Consider the following 17953-nt stretch of genomic DNA (forward strand, 5'->3'; position numbering starts at 1 on the left):
CTTATTCCGGCTCTGCCGAGTAGATCTTGCGTTCGTCGCAAGGCGCGACGCGCAGGATGTTCGTGGTGCCCGGCACGTTGAAGGGGACGCCCGCGGTGACGACGATGTCGTCCTCTTTGGCGGCGAAACCTTCCTGCGTGGCGGCCCGGACGGCGCGGACGACCGCTTCCTTGAAGCGGCCCATCTCGTCGGTCTTCACGCAGTGCGCGCCCCATGTCAGGCACAACCGGCGCGCGGTCCGCGTGGTCGCCGCCATCGCGATGATCGGGACCGAGGGCCGTTCGCGGGCGACCAGCCCCACGGTGGTGCCGGACTGGCTGAAACAGGCGATGGCCTTGATGTCGGCGGTCTCGGCGATTTCGCGGGCGGCGGACACGATGCCGTCGGCGATGGTCATCTTCTCGGCGCCACGCGACGCACCGATGACGACACGGTAGGTCGGGTCGCTTTCGACCTCGATCGCCACGTTGTGCATCGTCTGCACCGCCTCGATCGGGAAGCGGCCGGCGGCGGATTCGGCGGACAGCATGACGGCGTCCGCGCCTTCGTAGATGGCGTTCGCGACGTCCGAAACCTCGGCCCGCGTGGGCATCGGGCTGTCGATCATCGACTCCAGCATCTGCGTCGCGACGATCACCGGCTTGGCGACGGCGCGGCACTTGCGGATCAGGCGTTTCTGGATCGGCGGCACGTTCTGCACCGGCAGTTCGACGCCCAGATCCCCGCGCGCGACCATGATCCCGTCAGAGACCTCTAGGATCTCGTCGAAGCTTTTCACGGCGGCGGGCTTTTCGATCTTGGCCAGCACCGCGGCGCGGCCCTTCACCAGTTCGCGGGCTTCCAGCATGTCTTCCTTGCGCTGCACGAAGCTCAGCGCGATCCAGTCGACACCCAGTTCGGCCACAAACTCGAGGTCTTTCTTGTCCTTCTCGGACAGGGCGGCCAGCGGCAGGACCACGTCGGGCACGTTCACACCCTTGCGGTTCGAGATCTCGCCGCCCGCGATCACCTCGCAATTGGCGTAGTCGTTGGCGCACTCGGTGACACGCAGACGGATCTTGCCGTCGTTCACCAGAACGGTGGTGCCGGGTTCCAGCGCCTCGAAGATTTCCTTGTGGGGCAGGCAGACGCGGGTGTTGTCGCCCTCGGCAGTATCAAGGTCGAGCCGGAACATCTGGCCGTCCGACAGGGTCTCGGCCCCGTTCTTGAACACGCCCACGCGCAGCTTCGGCCCCTGAAGGTCGGCGAGGATGGCGATGGGGCGGCCGGTGTCTTCCTCGACCTTGCGGATATTGGCGTGCCGGGTCGCGATTTCCTCGTGCGAGCCGTGGCTCATGTTCAGCCGGAACACGTCGGCCCCGTTGCGAAACAGTGCGCGGATCATGTCGTAACCCGTGCTCGACGGGCCCAGCGTGGCCACGATCTTGATATTGCGAAGACGTCTCATCGGCCCGTCCTGTTGAAATTGTTAGCGTTCTCGGCGACGTTTCGCCCACCTATGGCGGAATTCCCGTTCACTGACAACTGGCGCTTCCCGATACTGCGCCTTATTCATCCGGCCGATACAAAGGATGCTGCATTCATGAGCTTTGACGCTTATCAAGTTCACGGAGCCGACCGGCCGGGTCGTTTCCTTATCACCTGCGATCACGCGTCCAACGCGGTGCCGCCGATGATCGCGGACGGCGACCTTGGCCTGCCCGAGCGCGAGATGCAGCGGCACATCGCCTATGACGTCGGCGCGGCAGAGCTGACGCGCCGGCTGGCGGAACGTCTGGACAGCCCGGCGATCCTGTCGACCTTTTCCCGCCTTGTGATCGACCCGAACCGGGGCGAGGACGACCCGACGCTGCTGATGCAGCTGTACGACGGCACCGTGATCCCCGGAAACCGCCACATGGACGCGGCCGAGCGCGAGCGGCGGCTGGACCTGTGCTATCGCCCCTATCACGACGCCGTCGAGCAGCTTGCCGCACGGCGCGACGATACCGTCTATGTCGCCGTCCACAGCTTTACCCCGCGGCTGAACGGGCGCGCGATGCGGCCTTGGCAGGTGGGCGTGCTATACGGCTATGACGCGCGGCTGGGCCGGGCCCTGATCGACCGCCTGCGCGAAGAGCCTGACCTTTTCGTGGGCGAGAACGAGCCCTATTCAGGCGAGTTGAAGGGTGACAGCGTCGACCGCCATGCCCTGCGCCACGGCCGCCCCAACGCGCTGATCGAGGTTCGGCACGACCTGATCGAGACCGAGGCCGACCAGCACGCGTGGGCCGACCGCCTTGCGCCCATCCTTGAAGACGCCCTGCGTCGCATCCAACTTTGATTCAGGAGGACCGTCATGGACGCCCAGACCAAGCTTGAACTTGAGGCCGCCGCGTTCCGCCGCCTGCAGCAGCACCTGATGCAGGACCGGCCCGACGTGCAGAACATCGACCTGATGAACCTTGCGGGCTTTTGCCGGAACTGCCTGTCGCGCTGGTACCAAGAGGCCGCGAACGAACGCGGCATCGAGATGTCGAAGGAAGAAGGCCGCGAGGTTTTCTACGGTATGCCCTACGACCAGTGGCGCGCCCAGAACCAGACAGAGGCCGGACCGGAAAAGCAGGCGGCCTTCGAAAAGGCGTTCAAGGAAAACGTCGGCGACCCGAACGGCTGACCCTTCGAACCGGCAAAGTTGATTTGCCCTTGGGGCGGGGGCGGCCCAGACTTGGGTCCACATTGGGACACACCGTCCCGAAGCGCAGGAGGCTTGCATGAAGAAAGCTATCATCGCCACCCTGATGTCGCTGCCGCTGTACGGCGCACTTGCCGCTGCCCCGGTCCTGACAACCGCGACCCCCGCCGTCGCCGCGCCCAGCGCACAGCTGGTCGCGCTGGTCGAGCGAAAGTTGCGCGCCTACAATCTCAGCGCGCCCGTCGATCGCATGACTACCGACAGCGTCACCGCGCTGTATGCGATCCTGCTGTCGGGCGACCGTTATCTGAAAAAGCGTTTGCGGCTTAAGACCGCGATCGCGAATGCGACCTACTATCGCTAGGAGACCGCGATGAAACGCCCCCTTCTTGCCGTGCTTGCCGCTGCCGCCGTCGGCCTCGCGGCCCCGGCCCACGCCGACTATGACGCCGCACGCGCGCAACTGATCAACTCGGTCGAACGCGAACTGCCGCGCTATGCCCGCGACGTCGACCTGTCGCAGCTGTCGAACGCCAAGCTGGCCGAGATCAAGGCCGCCATCCACGGCCCCGGCAGCGAAAGCGACAAGCGGATGAAGGTCCGGTCGATCCTTGGCGGGCGGTTCAGCCTGCGCGGCCTGCTGTTCAACTGACCCCCTGCGGCGGCGCGCCTCGCCTCTCGCGCGCTGCCCCCTGTCCCCTGCTTGCGCCACGGGAATCGCAAAGCGCCTTGCGGGCTTTCGGTGGCCTGCACTAGGCTCCGCCGCAAGCTGGAGGACATCATGACAATCGACACACGCGCCTGGGACCGTCTGGGCAATGGCGGGCTGACCTTCACCGAGATGGGCTTTGGCAGCGCCCCGATTGGCAACCTGTACCGCGCCGTTCTCGACGCAGAGGTCGACGCGCTTCTGCAGATCGCATGGGATAACGGCCTGCGGTACTATGACACCGCGCCTCTGTACGGGCTGGGCCTGTCCGAGACACGGCTGAACCGCTTTCTGCGCGACAAGCCCCGTGACGAGTACGTCCTGTCCACCAAGGTCGGTCGCCTGCTGAAGGCCTGCCCGCCGGATCAACGCGACGGCTTCGGCAAGTGGTTCGACGTGCCCGCGCGCAAGGAAGTCTACGACTACGGCTACGACGCCACGATGCGGTCGCTGGAGTTCTCGCTGGAGCGGCTGGGCGTCGACCGCGTCGATATCCTGTACGGTCACGACCTTGATATCTTCAACCACGGCTCGCAGGACGTGCTGGACGCCAAGCTGGCCGAGTTCATGGACGGCGGGCACAAGGCGCTGGTCGAACTGCGAGAGCAGGGCGTGATCAAGGCCTTCGGCACCGGCGTGAACGAATGGCAGTCGGCGCAATGGGTGGCCGAACGCGGCGACCCGGACATCTTCCTTCTGGCCGGGCGCTATACCCTGCTGGAACAGGAGGCTCTGGAAAGCTTTCTGCCGCTGTGCACCGAACGCGGCATCGGCGTCGTGATCGGCGGGGCGTACAACTCGGGCATCCTCGCCACCGGCCCCCGGCCCGGCGCCTATTACAACTATGACCCTGCCCCGCAGGAGATCCTTGACCGCGTCGGCCGCATCCAGTCGGTCTGCGTGGATCACGGCGTGCGGCTGGTCGATGCGGCCTATCGCTTCCCGTTGCTGCATCCGGCGGTGGTCTCGGTGATCCCCGGCGGTCAAGGCGTGGCCGAGATGAATTCCAACCTGCAGGCGGCACGGGCCCAGATCCCCGCTGCACTGTGGGACGATCTAAAGGCACAGGGGCTGATGCGGTCCGATGCGCCCACCGGAGGAGAACACTGAGATGGTACAGATCGACGCGCACCAGCATTTCTGGAACCCCGCGCGGGGCGATTACGGCTGGATGCCGAAAGACAACGAAACCCTGTCGCGCCCCTATGGCCCCGCCGACCTTGCACCGGCGCTGTCGGCGCACGGCATCGACTATACGGTCGTGGTGCAGGCCGCGCCGACCGTGAACGAAAGCGAGTACATGCTGGGCCTTGCCGACGCGACGCCGCATATCGCGGGGGTCGTGGGCTGGGTCGACTTCGAGAAGGCCGAGGATGCCGCCGCGCTGGAACGGCTGGCCGGGCATCCGAAGTTCAAGGGCGTCCGTCCGATGATTCAGGACATCCCCGACGATGACTGGATGCTTCGCGACGATGTGCAGTGGGGCTTTGCCAAGGTGGCCGAGCTTGGCCTGTGCTTCGACGCGCTGGGGTTCCCCCGGCATCTTGCCAACTTCCTGACGATCCTGACCCGCTATCCCGAGATGCGGACCGTCGTGGATCACTGCATGAAACCCGACATCGCCGGGAAGTCCGACGATCACTTCCGGTTCTGGGCCGACGGGATGACCAAGATCGCGACCCAGACAAGCGCGTACTGCAAGTTCTCGGCGCTGGTGACAGAAGCCAGCCCGGACTGGACGGTTGCCGACCTCAAGCCCTATGCGGACCACATCTTCGAGGTGTTCGGCCCGTCGCGGATCATGTGGGGCTCGGACTGGCCGGTGGTCCGGCTTCGGTGCGAGTACGACCGCTGGCGCGCCGCCGCCGAGGAGCTGACAGCCGGCCTGTCCGACACCGACCGCGCCCGCGTGTTCGGGGACACGGCCGTCGAATTCTACGGGCTGGACGTCTGACGCAGCCCGCGCGCGCGGGTCACATCTGGGCCAGCTGGCATTCGATCATCTTGCCGATCGCGGCTTTCGATCCGTCAAGGCTGACGGCGAAGGGCGCAAGACCGGCTGGCATGACCATCAGGGTTTCCTTCTCGGACAGGTCCATCAGGAAATCCGGGTTCGTGATGTGGACATAGCCGCCCTCGAACCCGGGCCGCTTTTCTTCCGTGATGTCCCCCACGAACTCGTCACCGTCGAGATCGAACAGTACGGCAAGGTGTTCGCCGTTCTCGAACCCCATGTGCTTCTCGGTGAAGATGGCAAGGAAGGTACTGTCGTCCACCGGGTCGAACCCGACTTGGATCTGGACGCCGTCGCGGGTGGATTCCGCGATGCAGCCGTTCCCGGTGTCGCGGCGGACAAGGATGTTCCAGCCGTCGGTCTTGCCGTAGGGCGTTTCCTCCATGCCGACCATCGACGTAAACGCACCGCTTTCGCCGCGCAGGTACTCTGACGCGGCCCAGCCGGTCAGGCCGTCGGCGGGCCGTTCGACCTCGCACCATGTTCGGTCGGCCTCTCGCAGGCAGCCAAGATTGCGAAACACCGTGCCATCGCTGGCGTGCAGGACCACGTCGGACTCGGCGTTCGGCGCGGCGTGGATGCGCAGGCGGCTGTCGACCTCGACGACGTAAAACTCCGGGCCGGAAAACGGACCATCCGCAGAGGCGGGCGCGTCAGAGGTACTTGCGACCTCTTCCTGCACGTCCCCCGCCGTGACCTCTAGCACGAAGCGCGATTCCTCTCCCTCGCGGGCGGCGGCGCGCACAAGGTAGACAGAAACGCTGTAGATCCCGGATTCGCGAACCTTGGTGCTGAACGTGTTGATGTCGGGCACGGTCGGCCCCGTCCGGTCGCTGGACCCAAGCGCAATATTGCCCGGCCCCTTGTCCGGTTCGTAGACGTTGAAATACGTGCCAGGATTCGATGGATCCAACCGCACCTGCAGGGTCTGGTCCTTGCGGACGTAGACGCGGTAGTTCACCGACTCTCGCCCGTAGATACGATCCAGCAATTCGACCGTGGTTTGCCCCTCGTCGAAATGCACTGTTTCCTCACGCATCTGGCGCGCGTCGGCTTGCACCGCGCACAGGCCGACGGCGGCGGCTAAAACGATTGATCGTATCCGGTTCATGACTGACAGCTCCCATCCGAGATTCCGATCCGCGCGACATCGCGGACAAAAGACGCCACCGGGCAGACCGGGTGACGTTAGGTCAGGATACGGCCTTCGGATGACATTGCAGCAAAATTCTTACCTTGCGTCAGGTCTCTGTCGCGGCCCGTTCAGGTCACGGCGCCGCGCACGCGAAGGTCTTCGCGTCTCGAGGGCTGGTCAGGCAAACGCACGCTTTCGCGGCGGCGGCGCCAGTCGGCGATCCAAGCGATCCACATCAGCAGCGCAAGGCCGATGGGTGGAAGTCCCCATGCCAGCAGGGGCGCCTTGTCGGTGCCGAACAGCAAAACCTGAAACCCAAGCGCCAGCACCGTACCGGCGCCGAACACCAAAAGCCCCTGCCGCCCCATCAGGCGCAGCGGTGCGGCCAGCCGGTGCGCACACATCCGGGTCACCCACGGAAGGCACGACACGAAGTAAACAAGCGCCAGCGCGTGCAGCAGCCGGGGCGCCCCTAGGTACGTCTTGTTGTGCGAGGTGATGTGGAACGGCAGCCCGTGCTGCGATAGCTGCCACATCTGATTGTTCATGTAAGGACCGACGCCGGGCACGTATTTCCACACCAATGTCAGCACCAGAACCGCCGTGGCGATGCCGAACAACCACTTGGAGCGGGCGACGAACCGTTCGCCGCGCCGCATGTAGATCCCGATCAGCAGACCGGTCACGAAGATGAACTGCCACGACGCGGGGCTAAGGAACCAGCCGCCCGAGCGCGGGAAGTTGGGCATGTTCAGCCGCCACAGCCCGGCGGCGAACCACAGGCCCGCGCTTAGGAAGAACAGAAGCCAAGGGCGTTTCAGCGCCAGCAGGATCGCCGCGGGCGCGCCGAGAAGCAGCACGGTATAGACCGGCAGGATGTTCACATAGCCGATCTGGTGACCCAGAAGCGTCAGCCCGAACAGCACCTCTTGCGGGTCGTCCCACACGGCGCCGAGGTTGTGTTTTTGCAGCAGGGACTGCATCCCGAAGTACTCGGCCCCGGCGGCGAAGAGCGTGATCGCGGCCAGCGTCAGGAAGATGTGCACAAGGTACAGCGTCCAAGCGCGGCTCCAGACCGGGGCGATGGCGGGCCAGATGCCCTTTTCGGCGCGTGCCTCGGGCAGGAAGCGGCCGGAATAGGCCAGGCCGGCCGCGATGCCGGACATCACGAAGAACGCCTCGGCCGCGTCCGAGAAGCCCCAGTTGCGCAGGGTGATGTGCTCGTAGGGGTTGCCCGGCATGTGGTCGATGAAGATCATCGCCAGCGCCAGCCCCCGGAAGGCGTCGATGCGCGGGTCCCGAGGCCGCCGCTCGCGCGGGGTTTTCGGGAACGACAGTAGGTTGGTGTCAGACTGCGACATGGGCGGCGGCCCCCGGGGCGGACGGTGCCGCGGGTTGGTCGACCCTCGCCGGGGACATCTCGTCCAGCCACGCGCCGTGGATGGCGCGGAAGCGGTTCAGAACCGGCGGCACGGCGCGTTCTTCCGGCGCCCGGAACAGGGCATGGGTCAGCGGGCGCGAGGTCCACGCGATCAGCAGCGGGGCCAGCAGCATCGGCACGCAGACCGGCAGCAGCCACGGGGCCAGATCCGGGGCCAGCCACGCGGTCGCAAAGTAGATGGCGCCACCGGCAAGGACGATCCAGAAACTGGCGCGGGTGGCCTGCGCGATGCTCAGCTTGCCCTCTCCCCGCGCGTTCGCGGGCCAGCCGCCATCACGGCCCGACAGCACCTGAAGCACGGCGCGGGACTGGTACATCAGCATCACCGGCGCCAGCAGCGAGGTCAGCAGGATTTCCGTCACGACCGACAGCAGCGACCCCAGCGCGCCGCCAAAGCTGCGCACCCGGCCCTCGGCCAGCGACTGCGCCCAGATCGCGAACTTGGGCAGCACCAGCAGCCCGAGGATACCCAGCGCCAGCGCCATGATCTCGCGCGAGCGGTCGGTCGGGAACACCGGGAACAGCTGATACCGGTCGGGGAAGTAGTCAGGCGCAGGGGCGGTCACCGTCGCCGCGACCGAGGCCACAAGAAACCCGGCCCAAAGCAGCGACACCAGATACGAGAAGATGCCCTGCAGGAAGACAAAGCGGCTCCACCCGGCCAGACCGGGGGCCAGCAGCAGGCGGATGTGTTGCAGGTTGCCCTGACACCAGCGGCGGTCACGCTTGGCGTAGGACAGAACGTTCTCGGGGCCTTCCTCGTAAGAGCCGTCGATGCTTGCGTCGACTTTCACGGTCCAGCCGGCACGGGCCAGCAAAGCGGCCTCGACGTAGTCGTGGCTTAGGATATGGCCACCGAACGGCGGCTTGCCCGACAGTTCCGGCAGCCCGCAGCTTTGCGCGAAGGCGCGAATGCGCACGATGGCGTTGTGTCCCCAGAAGGGACCGGTCGTGCCTTGCATCCGCGCCAGTCCGCGCGTGAAGGCGGGGCCGTGGAAGGCCGCCGCGAACTGCATGGCCCGACCGAAAAAGGAATGCGCCGCGACGATGCGCGGCAGGGTCTGCAGCAGGCCCAGTTTCGGGTCCGCCTGCATCCGCGCGATCATGCCCCGGATCGCCGAACCTTCCATCAGGCTGTCGGCATCAAGGATGACCGCGAACTCGTAGGCACCGCCGGACCGGCGGATGAAGTCCTCGACGTTTCCGGCCTTGCGGCCGCGCCCGTCCTCGCGCTGGCGGTAGAAGATCCGTTGTGCCCCGTCCGTCTCGGCCATCAGCCGAGCGAACGCGCGCTGTTCGTGGGCCGCCGCCTCGGGGGCGCGGGTGTCGGACAGGATGGCGATGTCGGCCCGAATTCCTGCGTCGCGGATCGACCGATCCATCGCGGCCACCCGTGCGAAGGTTGCGACCGGGTCCTCGTTGCAGATCGGAACAAGGACGACCGTGGCCGGCTGGGGCAGTTGCAGTTCCGGTTCCGCCGTCGCCCGGCGTCGCGCCAGCCCGATGAAGGCAAGCATCGCGCCCCACGCCAGCCACGCGGTCGTCACGAAGATAAGAATGACGCGCACGATATCCAGCACCTCGATCCCGTCCTGAATCGATGCCTCGGCCAACAGGCCCGCCGCCAGCGCCGCCGACAGCAGTGCGCAGCTGATCGCCGTGACACGATAGCTGGCCGTCGCCGTATCAACGGGCGAACGGTCCTTCGCGGCATCGGAGGTCCGGGGCGGAGTCGACGGGTCGTGCATGAGCGTCAGGCGGTCCGGCGCATCGGCAGAAGCCGCAACAGGAACCCGGGCACGGGCATACGGCGCGCGCGGCCTTCCAGCACTTGGCTGGGCATATCGAGCGGAGCCTCGGGCGGTGTCCAGCCTTCGGCCCGCTCGGTATTCACGCTTTGCTCTTCGGTCATTCTTTCACCCATTGATACAGCCACGTTTCGGTCAGGGGCCGCCCATATCCTTCGATCGAGGCCTTCAGCTCGGCGGTCGTGCCGGGCTCTGCCGTCGCTTCGATGACAAGCCGCCAGGTGTCGGTACCGGAAACACGCGATAGGACCGTCTCCTCGACGTTCCCGCGCAGAACACTCACGTTAGCTGTAACTTCACCATCAGACGGAAGTTCCGCCAAAAGCCCGCCCTGGAAATCCACGACGAATTTTCGCCGATCAGTCTCTTCTTCGACCCCCGCAACGCCGCCTTTACCGACTCGGGTGCGCAAAACCTGTGCACGTTCCGAAGATCCGCTGCCGTGCGGCTCTAGCCCCCAGTTCAGGCGATAGCTGAACTCAAGCTCGTCGCCTGCGCGAGTCTCGCCCTCGGGAATCCAGTAGGCGACGATGTTGTCGTTGACCTCTAGATCGGACGGAATCTCTAGCAGGCGGACGGTCCCCTGCCCCCAGTCGCCAATCGGCTCGACCGTCAGCGAAGGACGGCGTTCGTAATGCGCCTGCGCATCCAGATAGGTGTCAAAGTCCCGGTCCCGCTGGACCAAGCCGAAGCTGGCAAGGCCATTCGCGCCAAGAAAGCTGCCCGCAAGGCGGGGCGGGTTGTTCAGCGGGCGGAAGAACGTCTCGCCCGAGTTCATCGTCATGATCAGCGCCTCGCTGTCATGCACGGCCGGGCGGAAATCGTCGAACTCGCCGGGATCGGCGCCGCCGTACAGGTACATCGAGGTCAGGGGCGCGATACCAAGCTGCTGGATGTCCTCGCGCAGGAAAAGCCGCGCGGTTACATCCATCGTCGTCGTCGGCCCCGGCGTGATCGCAAAGCGGTAAGCCCCGGTCACGGACGGACTGCGCAGCGCAGCGTAGAACACCATCGTATCACTGTCGGGGGTCGGCCGCTCGACCCAGAAATCGGTGAAGCGCGGGAACTCTTCGCCCCCGGAAACCCCGGTGTTGACGGCCAGTCCGCGTGCGCTGAGGCCGTAGAGGCAATCCTTGCCCAAGGCGCGGAAATAGCTTGCTCCGAGGAAGGCCACAAGCTCGTCGTAGATGTCGGCGCGATTAAGTTGCGACAGCAGGCGGAAGCCCGCCACACCCGGCAGATCGAACTGTTCTCCGGCGCCTTCGACGGGTTCGTAATAGATGAAATCCTCGCTTGAGAAATTCATCGGAACCGCCTGTCCGTCGGTCACCTCGAAGATGTGGACGGGTTCCTTGAACAGCCACCCAAGGTGGAAGGTTTCCAGCTGGAAATGGCTGCCTTCGGTGTCGGCGTAACGGCTGCGCTCGCGGTTGAAGTTGATGCGCTGGTAGGCATCGTAATCCAACTCGGCAAGGAAGTCGGCGATCGGTTCGGGCGCGGCGTCTTCTTCGCGCGCTGCCGACCGCATCTGGTCCGTCAGCCAATCGAACGAGAATGGCGCGGCTTCAGGCGCCGACTGTGCCCACGCCACACCCGGAATGGCAGGCAGGGCCACGGTGCCCGCCAAAGCGGCCAGAAACGAGCGGCGGGAAGGATGCGGAAAGAGGCGTTCACGTATGCATGCGTTCGGGGCCAATGGCTTGGTCACGTTTCACTCCGTCAATGTCCTCCCGGCTGCATTAAGTGATTTTGTTTTGGGGGAAATCAATCGGCCTTGATCAACACGCGCGGCTGTTCGCCGAGGGGCGAAATGCGGAAGGCGGGGAATCGCCATGTGCAAAATGGTCGGGAACTTTTCGTGGCTTCGCGATTCACGGCTTTGGCGCGACCAAGGCGCGGCCAGCTTCGGGTTTTGCCGGAACGGGCCGTCATCACGAATGCGACAGGCGTGCCATCGACGTTGGACGCGGCCGGGCCGACCGCTAGCCTTTTGAGCAAGGTTATTCAGCGAGAAAGGCCGCCCCATGCGCACGATCATTCCCGCCACCGCCCTTGCCGCCCTGTTCGCGCAGGGCGCGATGGCGCAGGACTTCAACGCCGCCCCGCCCAACGCACCGGGCCAGACCCCAGCGTTCGAGGCGCAGACCCGCGCGCCGGTGATCGACGACGCGATGACGTTGAACCGAGAGGTAATTGCAGGCGGGCTGGCGAACCCTTGGGGCATGGATCTTCTGCCCGACGGAAGCTGGATCGTCACCGAACGCCCCGGCCGGATGCGGATCATCAGCGCGGACGGCGATATTTCGAATCCCATCAGCGGCTTGCCCGAGGTCGATTCTCGCGGTCAGGGCGGGCTTCTGGACGTGACGGTCGCCGATGACTTCGCCGACACCCGCCGCGTCTGGTGGAGCTTCTCCGAGCCGCGCGGCGGTGGCGAGAACGCGACCGCCGTCGCGACCGGCGTCCTGTCGGAGGATGGCAGCGCGATGGAGCAGGTCGAGGTCATCTTCCAGCAGCAGCCCGCGTGGAATTCGACCCTGCACTTCGGATCGCGGCTTGTGTTCGACGAGACCGGCGCCCTGTTCGTCACGACCGGCGAGCGGTCGATGCCGGAACCGCGCCAGCTTGCGCAGGACGTCGGGACGCACCTTGGCAAGGTGCTGCGCATCGACCCGATGGGCGGCGCCGCCGAGGGGAACCCGGACATCGACGGCGGCCTGCCCGAGATCTGGTCCTACGGGCATCGCAACCTGCAATCGGCGGCGCTTGGGCCGGATGGCGCGCTGTGGACGGTCGAGCATGGCCCCAAGGGCGGCGACGAGTTGAACCGCCCCGAGGCCGGGCTGAACTATGGCTGGCCCGAGGTTACGTATGGCGTCGAGTATTCGGGCGGCACCGTCGGCGAGGGGGTGACCGCCCGCGACGACGTGGAACAGCCGGTGTATTACTGGGATCCCGTGATCGCGCCGTCGGGGATGGTTTTTTACGACGGCGACCTGTTCCCCGACTGGCAGGGCGACGCGCTGATCGGCGGGCTGGCCTCGCAATCTCTGGTGCGGCTGACGCTGGAAGACGGACGCGTCACAGGCGAGGCCCGCTATCTGCAGGGTCAGGGCCGCGTGCGCGATGTGGATGTTGATACCGACGGGTCCATCGTCATCCTGACCGACAGTTCCAACGGCGCGCTTGTGCGGCTGACGCCCGGCGGCTGACACAACGAACGTCTCGGGGAACGGCGCGGGGATTGGCGCGGGGCGCTGTCAGCCCTGCGCCGCCGCCGACAGGGCCGCCGCATGCGGCCCGCTGGTTTTCACCGCTGTGCGGATATCCTCGGCAAAGCCTGCGACCTGTTCCAGCCCGAAGTCGCTTGGCGCCTTGAACGGGGCCCGCTCGGCGCGGATGTCGATGTCGGCCTGCGCCGCGAACAGCCGCTTGCCATAGCACAGCATCCCCGGCACCGACCGGGACATGAACACGATGGCGGGCAGCAGACGGCGGTGGATGTCCAGCGCGTCCGCCGTTCTCCCGTCACGCCACATCTCGTACATCGCCACCTGTGCCGGCAGGAAGTCCGGCGCGGGGATCAACCCGGCCCCGCCCGACTGCAGCAGCGCCGGGAACTCGATCCCGCCATGCCCGCCGAACACGGCAAAGGCGCCGTCGGACCCGGCAATCGCACGGTCGATGTCCACCGACCAGCCTTCGCCCTTCAGAATGCGGATGTTCGGGTGCGCCCGGTTCAGCGCCACCAACCCGTCCGCCGACAGCGAAACGTCAAGGTTCACCGGGTTGTTCTGCACCGCGACGTCCACATCCACCGCGTCAGCGACGGTGCCGAAGAAGCGGATCAGGTCGGCCTGCGAGGTTCCCTTGACCGGGGGCGGTTGCAGGATGACCCAGTCCGCCCCGGCGGCGGCGGCGGACCGGGCAAAGGCAATCTGCCCTTCGGTCGACGGTTCGGCGACGGTCACCGCATAGGGCACCCGCCCCGCGATCATGTCGCCCACCATCTCGACCAGATGCAGCCGCTCGTTGACGTCCATCTTGTGGACCTCGGTCACCAGCCCCAGCACCGCGAGGCCGTGCGCGCCGTTGGCGATGCAATAGTCGACCTGCCGCGCCATCGCGGCCCGGTCAAGCCGACCGTCCTCGCCCCAGAACGCGTAGAGGATCGGGTAAATTCCGTGCCAGCTCATGCCACGTCCCCGCGTACATGCTCCAGCAACGCATCCGCCGGGCGGACGCCCAGCCCCGGGCCGCTTGGGATCGTGTAATGCCCCTTGGCGCAGCCCATGTCGCCGGTGGTGAAGGCAAGGTTCCGGTCGAAGATCGAATGCTGATATTCGTGGTACGGCACCCGCTGAAGCGCGGCGGTGGCCTGAAGGCTGGCCGCCATGAACAGCCCGACCGAGATCGAGGCGTGCGGGATCACCTGCTTGTGGAAGCCCTGCGCCATCTGGCCGATGCGGGCGAACTGGGTGATACCGGTGTGACCGATCTCGGGCTGCAGGATGCCGCAGGTGCCTGAGGTCAGACGCGGGCGCACCTCGTAGACGGTGCGCCATTCCTCGCCAAGCGCCAGCGGCACGCCGATGCCCGCGGCGACCTTGGCCTGACCTTCGATGTCTTCGGGCTGGCACGGCGCTTCGGCGAAATACAGATTGTAAGGCTCCAGCCGCCGGATCAGGCGGATCGCCTCGGACGCCTCGAACTTCCAGTGCAGATCGACCATCAGGTCGATGTCGGGGCCCACCGCTTCGCGCAGGGCGGCCATTTCCTGCACGATGCCCTCGTCCGACACGGCGGCGGCGAACTTGATCGCGCGGTAGCCCTTGTTCACGAAGTCGACCGCCATGTCGCAGCGTTCCGCCAGCGTGGCGCGCGGCAGGCCCGAGCAGTACGCGGGAAGCGTGTCGTGCCGCCGCCCGCCCAGAAGCTGTGCCACCGACAGCCCGGCGCGGCGCCCGTAGAGATCCCACATCGCGATGTCGATGCCCGCCAGCGCGTCCACATAGTAGCCGCCGAAGAAGCCGCGCACGCGCATCAGGTCGTACATGTCCTCCCAGATCACCGCCGCCTCGGACGGGCAGCGGCCCACGATCACCGGCGCCAGAAGGTTGTCGACAATCGCCGTCACCGCTTCGGGCGCGGCGATGCCGTAGGTCTCGCCCCAACCGACCTCGCCGCTTTCGCCGGTGATCCGCACCAGAACCGACAGGTCGGACGCCGGATAGATAGAGCGGTTGCCCTTGCGGATCAGATAGCCCTTCTCGTTGATGAACTCGCCGTCCTTCAAAGGCCCCAGATAGGGCACGTCGCGCGGAACCGAGACGATGAAGCTTTCCACCTTCGCGATGCGATCCAACGGAGCTTTGGTGCGGGTGTCGTGCTTGGTCACGCGTATACCTCTGTCGGCTTGACGGGAAATTCGGTCAGTTCGTTGGAAATCTGGTCCAGCAGGGCGTTTAGCTCTGCCCGGTCGCCCGCGTCCATTCTCGGCCCCTTGCCGCGGACGTGGGTCGAGCTGAGCACGCCGCGGCGGACCAGCGTGTGCTTGGTCATGTGCATCCGGAAGATCGCCTGAAACCCGAGCAGCGGCATAGAGACCATGAACAGCCGCCGGGCCTCGTCGCGGTCGCCGCGCATCCATGCTGCGACCAGCCGAACGTGCAGATCGGCCAGCTCGCAGGCGGGCAGCGTGCCCAGCGACCCGCGCGCCAGTTCGTCGGTGATGTACCGCCCCCCGGCCCCGCCGAATACGCCAAGGATGCTGTCCCCCGCCGCGTCGGCGATGCGGGTCAGGTTCTGGCCGCAGGGCATGGTTTCCTCTTTCACGTAGTCGACGCCCGGAACCCCGGCGACCTCGGCCACCGCCGCCGGCGGCAGGCCCGCACCGATGGGGACCGGGGCGTTCTGCAACATGATCGGCAGGGGCGAGGCATCGGTGACAGCGGCAAAGAACGCGCGCTGCGCCGCCACGTCGCCGCCCACCGCGCCCGGCGCCATGACCATCGCCGCCGCCGCCCCGGCGCGCGCGCCGGTGGCAAGGTGTTTTGCCACGCCGTCGGGCGTCGCCGCGCTGGCACCGACGATGAAAGGCACACGTCCGTTCAGACGGTCGCCCAGCCGCATTGTCAGCATCTCGCGCTCGTCATCGCTTAGGGTGTCGACCTCGGACGCGACGCCGGGAAACACCACGCCGTCCACGCCCACCGAAAGGCAGAATTCCACCACGTCGTCGAACTCTTCCGGCGAGACCGATCCGTCATCGCGGAAGGGCGTGCACAGCACAGGAAAACATCCACCAAGTTTCGTCATTTCACTGCTCCTGCCGTTACGCCTTCGATGAAGAACCGCTGGAGCGCCATGAAGGCCACGATCACGGGGATCGAGGCGAGGATGGACGCGGCCATCGCGCCGCCCCAGTTGGAATGACTGTCGTTCAGATATGTCAGAAGGATGCCGGGCCCGACCGTCCGCTTGTCTTCGCTGACGATCAGGGTCAGCGAATACAGCAGGTCGTTCCAGCTCCACATGAAGCTGTAAAGGAACACCGTCACGATGGGCGCGACCGAGATCGGCAGCACGATCGTGTGCAGGATCCGCAGGTCGGATGCGCCGTCGGCGCGCGCCGCCTCGATCAGCTCGTTCGGGACCTGACTGAAATAGCTGTACAGCATGTAGGTCGCCACCGGCAGCGCGAAGACGATGTAGGAGATCATCAGCCCCAACCGGGTATCCAGCAGGCCCCACGTCGTGAACATCGGATAGATGGTGATCAGCAGCAGGCCGAACGGGAACATCTGCGCCGACAGCATGAACAGCATCACCGGGCGGCGCCCGAAATAGCGGTACTTGGCGAAGGAGTATCCCGCGTAGACCGCCATCGTGCAGTTGATCAGCGCCGAGCCCAGCGACACGAACAGCGTGTTTCCAAGCTGCAGCAGCAGCCCGCCCTCTGTCAGGGCATAGCGGAAGTGTTCCAGCGACCACGTCTGCGGCCACATGCTGGGGACGATCCGGTACAGTTCCTCGTTCGTCTTGAAGGCCGAGATGACCAGCCAATAGACCGGGAAGAAGATGAAAAAGCCGATCAGCAGCGCGGTCGCGCCAAAGCCGATCTTGGCTTGGGGGGATGACAGGTCCAGCATCACTCGGTCCCCTTCATCAGTTGGCGAAGATAGAAATACGCGGGCGGCAGGATCGTCGCGACCCAGACCACGCCCACGGCGGCGGCCATGCCGATATCCCACTGCTCGAAGGCGCGGCGATAGACCTCGATCGACAGCACGGCGGTCGCGCGGACGGGTCCGCCGCCGGTCAGCGCCCAGATCGTGTCGAAATGCTGCAGGTTGCCGATCATGCCCAGCACGACGGTCACCATGATGACGGGCTTCAGATGCGGCAGGATGTGGTGCGCAAGGATCTGCCAGTTGCCCGCGCCGTCGACGCGCGCGGCCTCGATCTGTTCGCGGTCCATGCTTTGCAGTCCGGCGATGAAGAAGGCCATGAACAACGGCACGCTCAGCCAGACCTTGGCGATGACCACCGCCGCCATCGCGCCCGCCGGGGTCGACAGGTAGGCCTGCGGCAGATCGATAAAGCCCAGTTCCATCGCCAGCGCGTTCAGCAGCCCGTAGCGCGAGTTGAATATCCAGCCCCAGATGAAAGCCGCCACGATGGCAGGCATCACCCACGGCATCAGTGACAGGCCCCGGATCACGTTCCGGCCCCGGAACGGGTGGTTCAGGATCAGCGCCCAGCCCAGCCCCAGCAGGATCGAGAACACCGTTGCGAGACCGACGAAAATCATCGTCGTCACGAAGGATGAGATCACCGCCTGATCGGTCAGCACCGCAACGAAATTGTCGAGCCCGGTCCACTCGGGCTCCGACATCTGGATCGTGTATTCGTAGAACGAAAGCCCCAGCGCCTCGATGAACGGGAACAGAACGACGATGCTGAAGGCGGTCAGCGCGGGCACCAACAGCAGCAGACCAAAGCGGCGTTCCGTCGCCTTCAGGCCGCCGCGGCGTGCGTGCGGAGAGACCCTTGGCGCGGACCGCGCCCTGGTCTGGGGATCTGTGATGGCGGACATGGCGTGTCTTCCGGTGGATGTCGGGTCAGGTCATCCGCCCCCGGCACAATGGCCGGAGGCGGTAGTGGTCTGCA

At 65.8% G+C, this 17953-nt stretch carries 18 protein-coding genes; 7 read left to right on the forward strand and 11 right to left on the reverse strand.

Annotated features, from left to right (window positions below; all coding sequences use genetic code 11):
* Position 1: 1 nt before the first annotated feature.
* A complete protein-coding gene (gene pyk, locus P1K30_RS16800; protein WP_275633928.1) occupies positions 2-1447 on the reverse strand; it encodes a pyruvate kinase in 1446 nt (481 codons plus the stop codon).
* A gap of 135 nt (positions 1448-1582) precedes the next feature.
* On the opposite strand from pyk, the gene P1K30_RS16805 reads away from it, so the two are divergent.
* The 6 genes from P1K30_RS16805 (at position 1583) to P1K30_RS16830 (ending at position 5337) form a co-directional block, all read left to right on the forward strand.
* Positions 1583-2323 (forward strand): N-formylglutamate amidohydrolase, encoded by a 741-nt coding sequence (locus P1K30_RS16805; RefSeq protein ID WP_275633929.1) that lies wholly within the window; start codon positions 1583-1585, stop codon positions 2321-2323.
* Positions 2324-2338: 15 nt separating this feature from the next.
* Positions 2339-2656 carry a DUF1244 domain-containing protein gene (locus P1K30_RS16810; protein WP_275633930.1) on the forward strand — a complete coding sequence of 106 codons (318 nt, stop codon included), beginning with the start codon at positions 2339-2341 and terminating at the stop codon, positions 2654-2656.
* A gap of 97 nt (positions 2657-2753) precedes the next feature.
* Complete coding sequence (locus P1K30_RS16815) at positions 2754-3038, forward strand: hypothetical protein (protein ID WP_275633931.1); 285 nt, start codon at positions 2754-2756, stop codon at positions 3036-3038.
* Between the two features lie 9 nt (positions 3039-3047).
* Positions 3048-3326, forward strand: a complete 279-nt coding sequence (locus P1K30_RS16820) for a hypothetical protein (RefSeq protein ID WP_275633932.1) — start codon at positions 3048-3050, stop codon at positions 3324-3326.
* Between the two features lie 129 nt (positions 3327-3455).
* Positions 3456-4493 (forward strand): aldo/keto reductase, encoded by a 1038-nt coding sequence (locus P1K30_RS16825; RefSeq protein ID WP_275633933.1) that lies wholly within the window; start codon positions 3456-3458, stop codon positions 4491-4493.
* Position 4494: 1 nt separating this feature from the next.
* A complete protein-coding gene (locus tag P1K30_RS16830) occupies positions 4495-5337 on the forward strand; it encodes an amidohydrolase family protein (RefSeq protein ID WP_275633934.1) in 843 nt (280 codons plus the stop codon).
* A gap of 19 nt (positions 5338-5356) precedes the next feature.
* Here P1K30_RS16830 and P1K30_RS16835 read toward each other — a convergent pair whose 3' ends face one another.
* The 5 genes from P1K30_RS16835 to P1K30_RS16855 all read right to left on the reverse strand — a co-directional run bounded on the left by P1K30_RS16835 (position 5357) and on the right by P1K30_RS16855 (position 11489).
* Positions 5357-6436: an SH3 domain-containing protein gene (locus P1K30_RS16835; RefSeq protein WP_275633935.1), complete on the reverse strand. Its 1080-nt coding sequence runs from the start codon at positions 6434-6436 to the stop codon at positions 5357-5359.
* Positions 6437-6660: 224 nt separating this feature from the next.
* Complete coding sequence (locus tag P1K30_RS16840) at positions 6661-7893, reverse strand: OpgC family protein (protein WP_275633936.1); 1233 nt, start codon at positions 7891-7893, stop codon at positions 6661-6663.
* Positions 7880-9721 (reverse strand): glucans biosynthesis glucosyltransferase MdoH, encoded by a 1842-nt coding sequence (gene mdoH / locus P1K30_RS16845; RefSeq protein WP_275633937.1) that lies wholly within the window; start codon positions 9719-9721, stop codon positions 7880-7882. The genes P1K30_RS16840 and mdoH overlap by 14 nt, the downstream gene beginning before the upstream one ends.
* 5 nt (positions 9722-9726) lie before the next feature.
* Positions 9727-9885: a hypothetical protein gene (locus tag P1K30_RS16850; protein WP_275633938.1), complete on the reverse strand. Its 159-nt coding sequence runs from the start codon at positions 9883-9885 to the stop codon at positions 9727-9729.
* The gene (locus tag P1K30_RS16855; protein WP_379560384.1) at positions 9882-11489 is read right to left on the reverse strand and encodes an OpgD/OpgG family glucan biosynthesis protein; all 1608 of its coding nucleotides are present in this window, start codon (positions 11487-11489) and stop codon (positions 9882-9884) included. Before P1K30_RS16855 ends, P1K30_RS16850 begins: the two co-directional genes overlap by 4 nt.
* Before the next feature lie 316 nt (positions 11490-11805).
* Here P1K30_RS16855 and P1K30_RS16860 point away from each other — a divergent pair, with 316 nt between their 5' ends.
* The gene (locus P1K30_RS16860) at positions 11806-12993 is read left to right on the forward strand and encodes a PQQ-dependent sugar dehydrogenase (RefSeq protein WP_275633940.1); all 1188 of its coding nucleotides are present in this window, start codon (positions 11806-11808) and stop codon (positions 12991-12993) included.
* 48 nt (positions 12994-13041) lie between these two features.
* Here the strand turns inward: P1K30_RS16860 and P1K30_RS16865 are convergent, their stop codons facing one another.
* Genes P1K30_RS16865 through P1K30_RS16885 form a run of 5 tightly spaced genes read right to left on the reverse strand, consistent with a single transcriptional unit; the run spans position 13042 to position 17879 of the window.
* The gene (locus tag P1K30_RS16865) at positions 13042-13977 is read right to left on the reverse strand and encodes a dihydrodipicolinate synthase family protein (RefSeq protein WP_275633941.1); all 936 of its coding nucleotides are present in this window, start codon (positions 13975-13977) and stop codon (positions 13042-13044) included.
* A complete protein-coding gene (locus P1K30_RS16870; protein ID WP_275633942.1) occupies positions 13974-15179 on the reverse strand; it encodes a mandelate racemase/muconate lactonizing enzyme family protein in 1206 nt (401 codons plus the stop codon). The genes P1K30_RS16865 and P1K30_RS16870 overlap by 4 nt, the downstream gene beginning before the upstream one ends.
* On the reverse strand, positions 15176-16099 hold the full coding sequence (locus P1K30_RS16875; protein WP_275633943.1) for a dihydrodipicolinate synthase family protein: 924 nt from the start codon (positions 16097-16099) through the stop codon (positions 15176-15178). Before P1K30_RS16875 ends, P1K30_RS16870 begins: the two co-directional genes overlap by 4 nt.
* Positions 16096-16932: a carbohydrate ABC transporter permease gene (locus P1K30_RS16880; RefSeq protein ID WP_275633944.1), complete on the reverse strand. Its 837-nt coding sequence runs from the start codon at positions 16930-16932 to the stop codon at positions 16096-16098. Before P1K30_RS16880 ends, P1K30_RS16875 begins: the two co-directional genes overlap by 4 nt.
* Positions 16932-17879: a carbohydrate ABC transporter permease gene (locus P1K30_RS16885; protein WP_275633945.1), complete on the reverse strand. Its 948-nt coding sequence runs from the start codon at positions 17877-17879 to the stop codon at positions 16932-16934. The genes P1K30_RS16880 and P1K30_RS16885 overlap by 1 nt, the downstream gene beginning before the upstream one ends.
* Positions 17880-17953: the final 74 nt, after the last annotated feature.

The organism is Psychromarinibacter halotolerans (assembly GCF_029168315.1).
Classification (GTDB): Bacteria; Pseudomonadota; Alphaproteobacteria; order Rhodobacterales; family Rhodobacteraceae; genus Psychromarinibacter; species Psychromarinibacter halotolerans.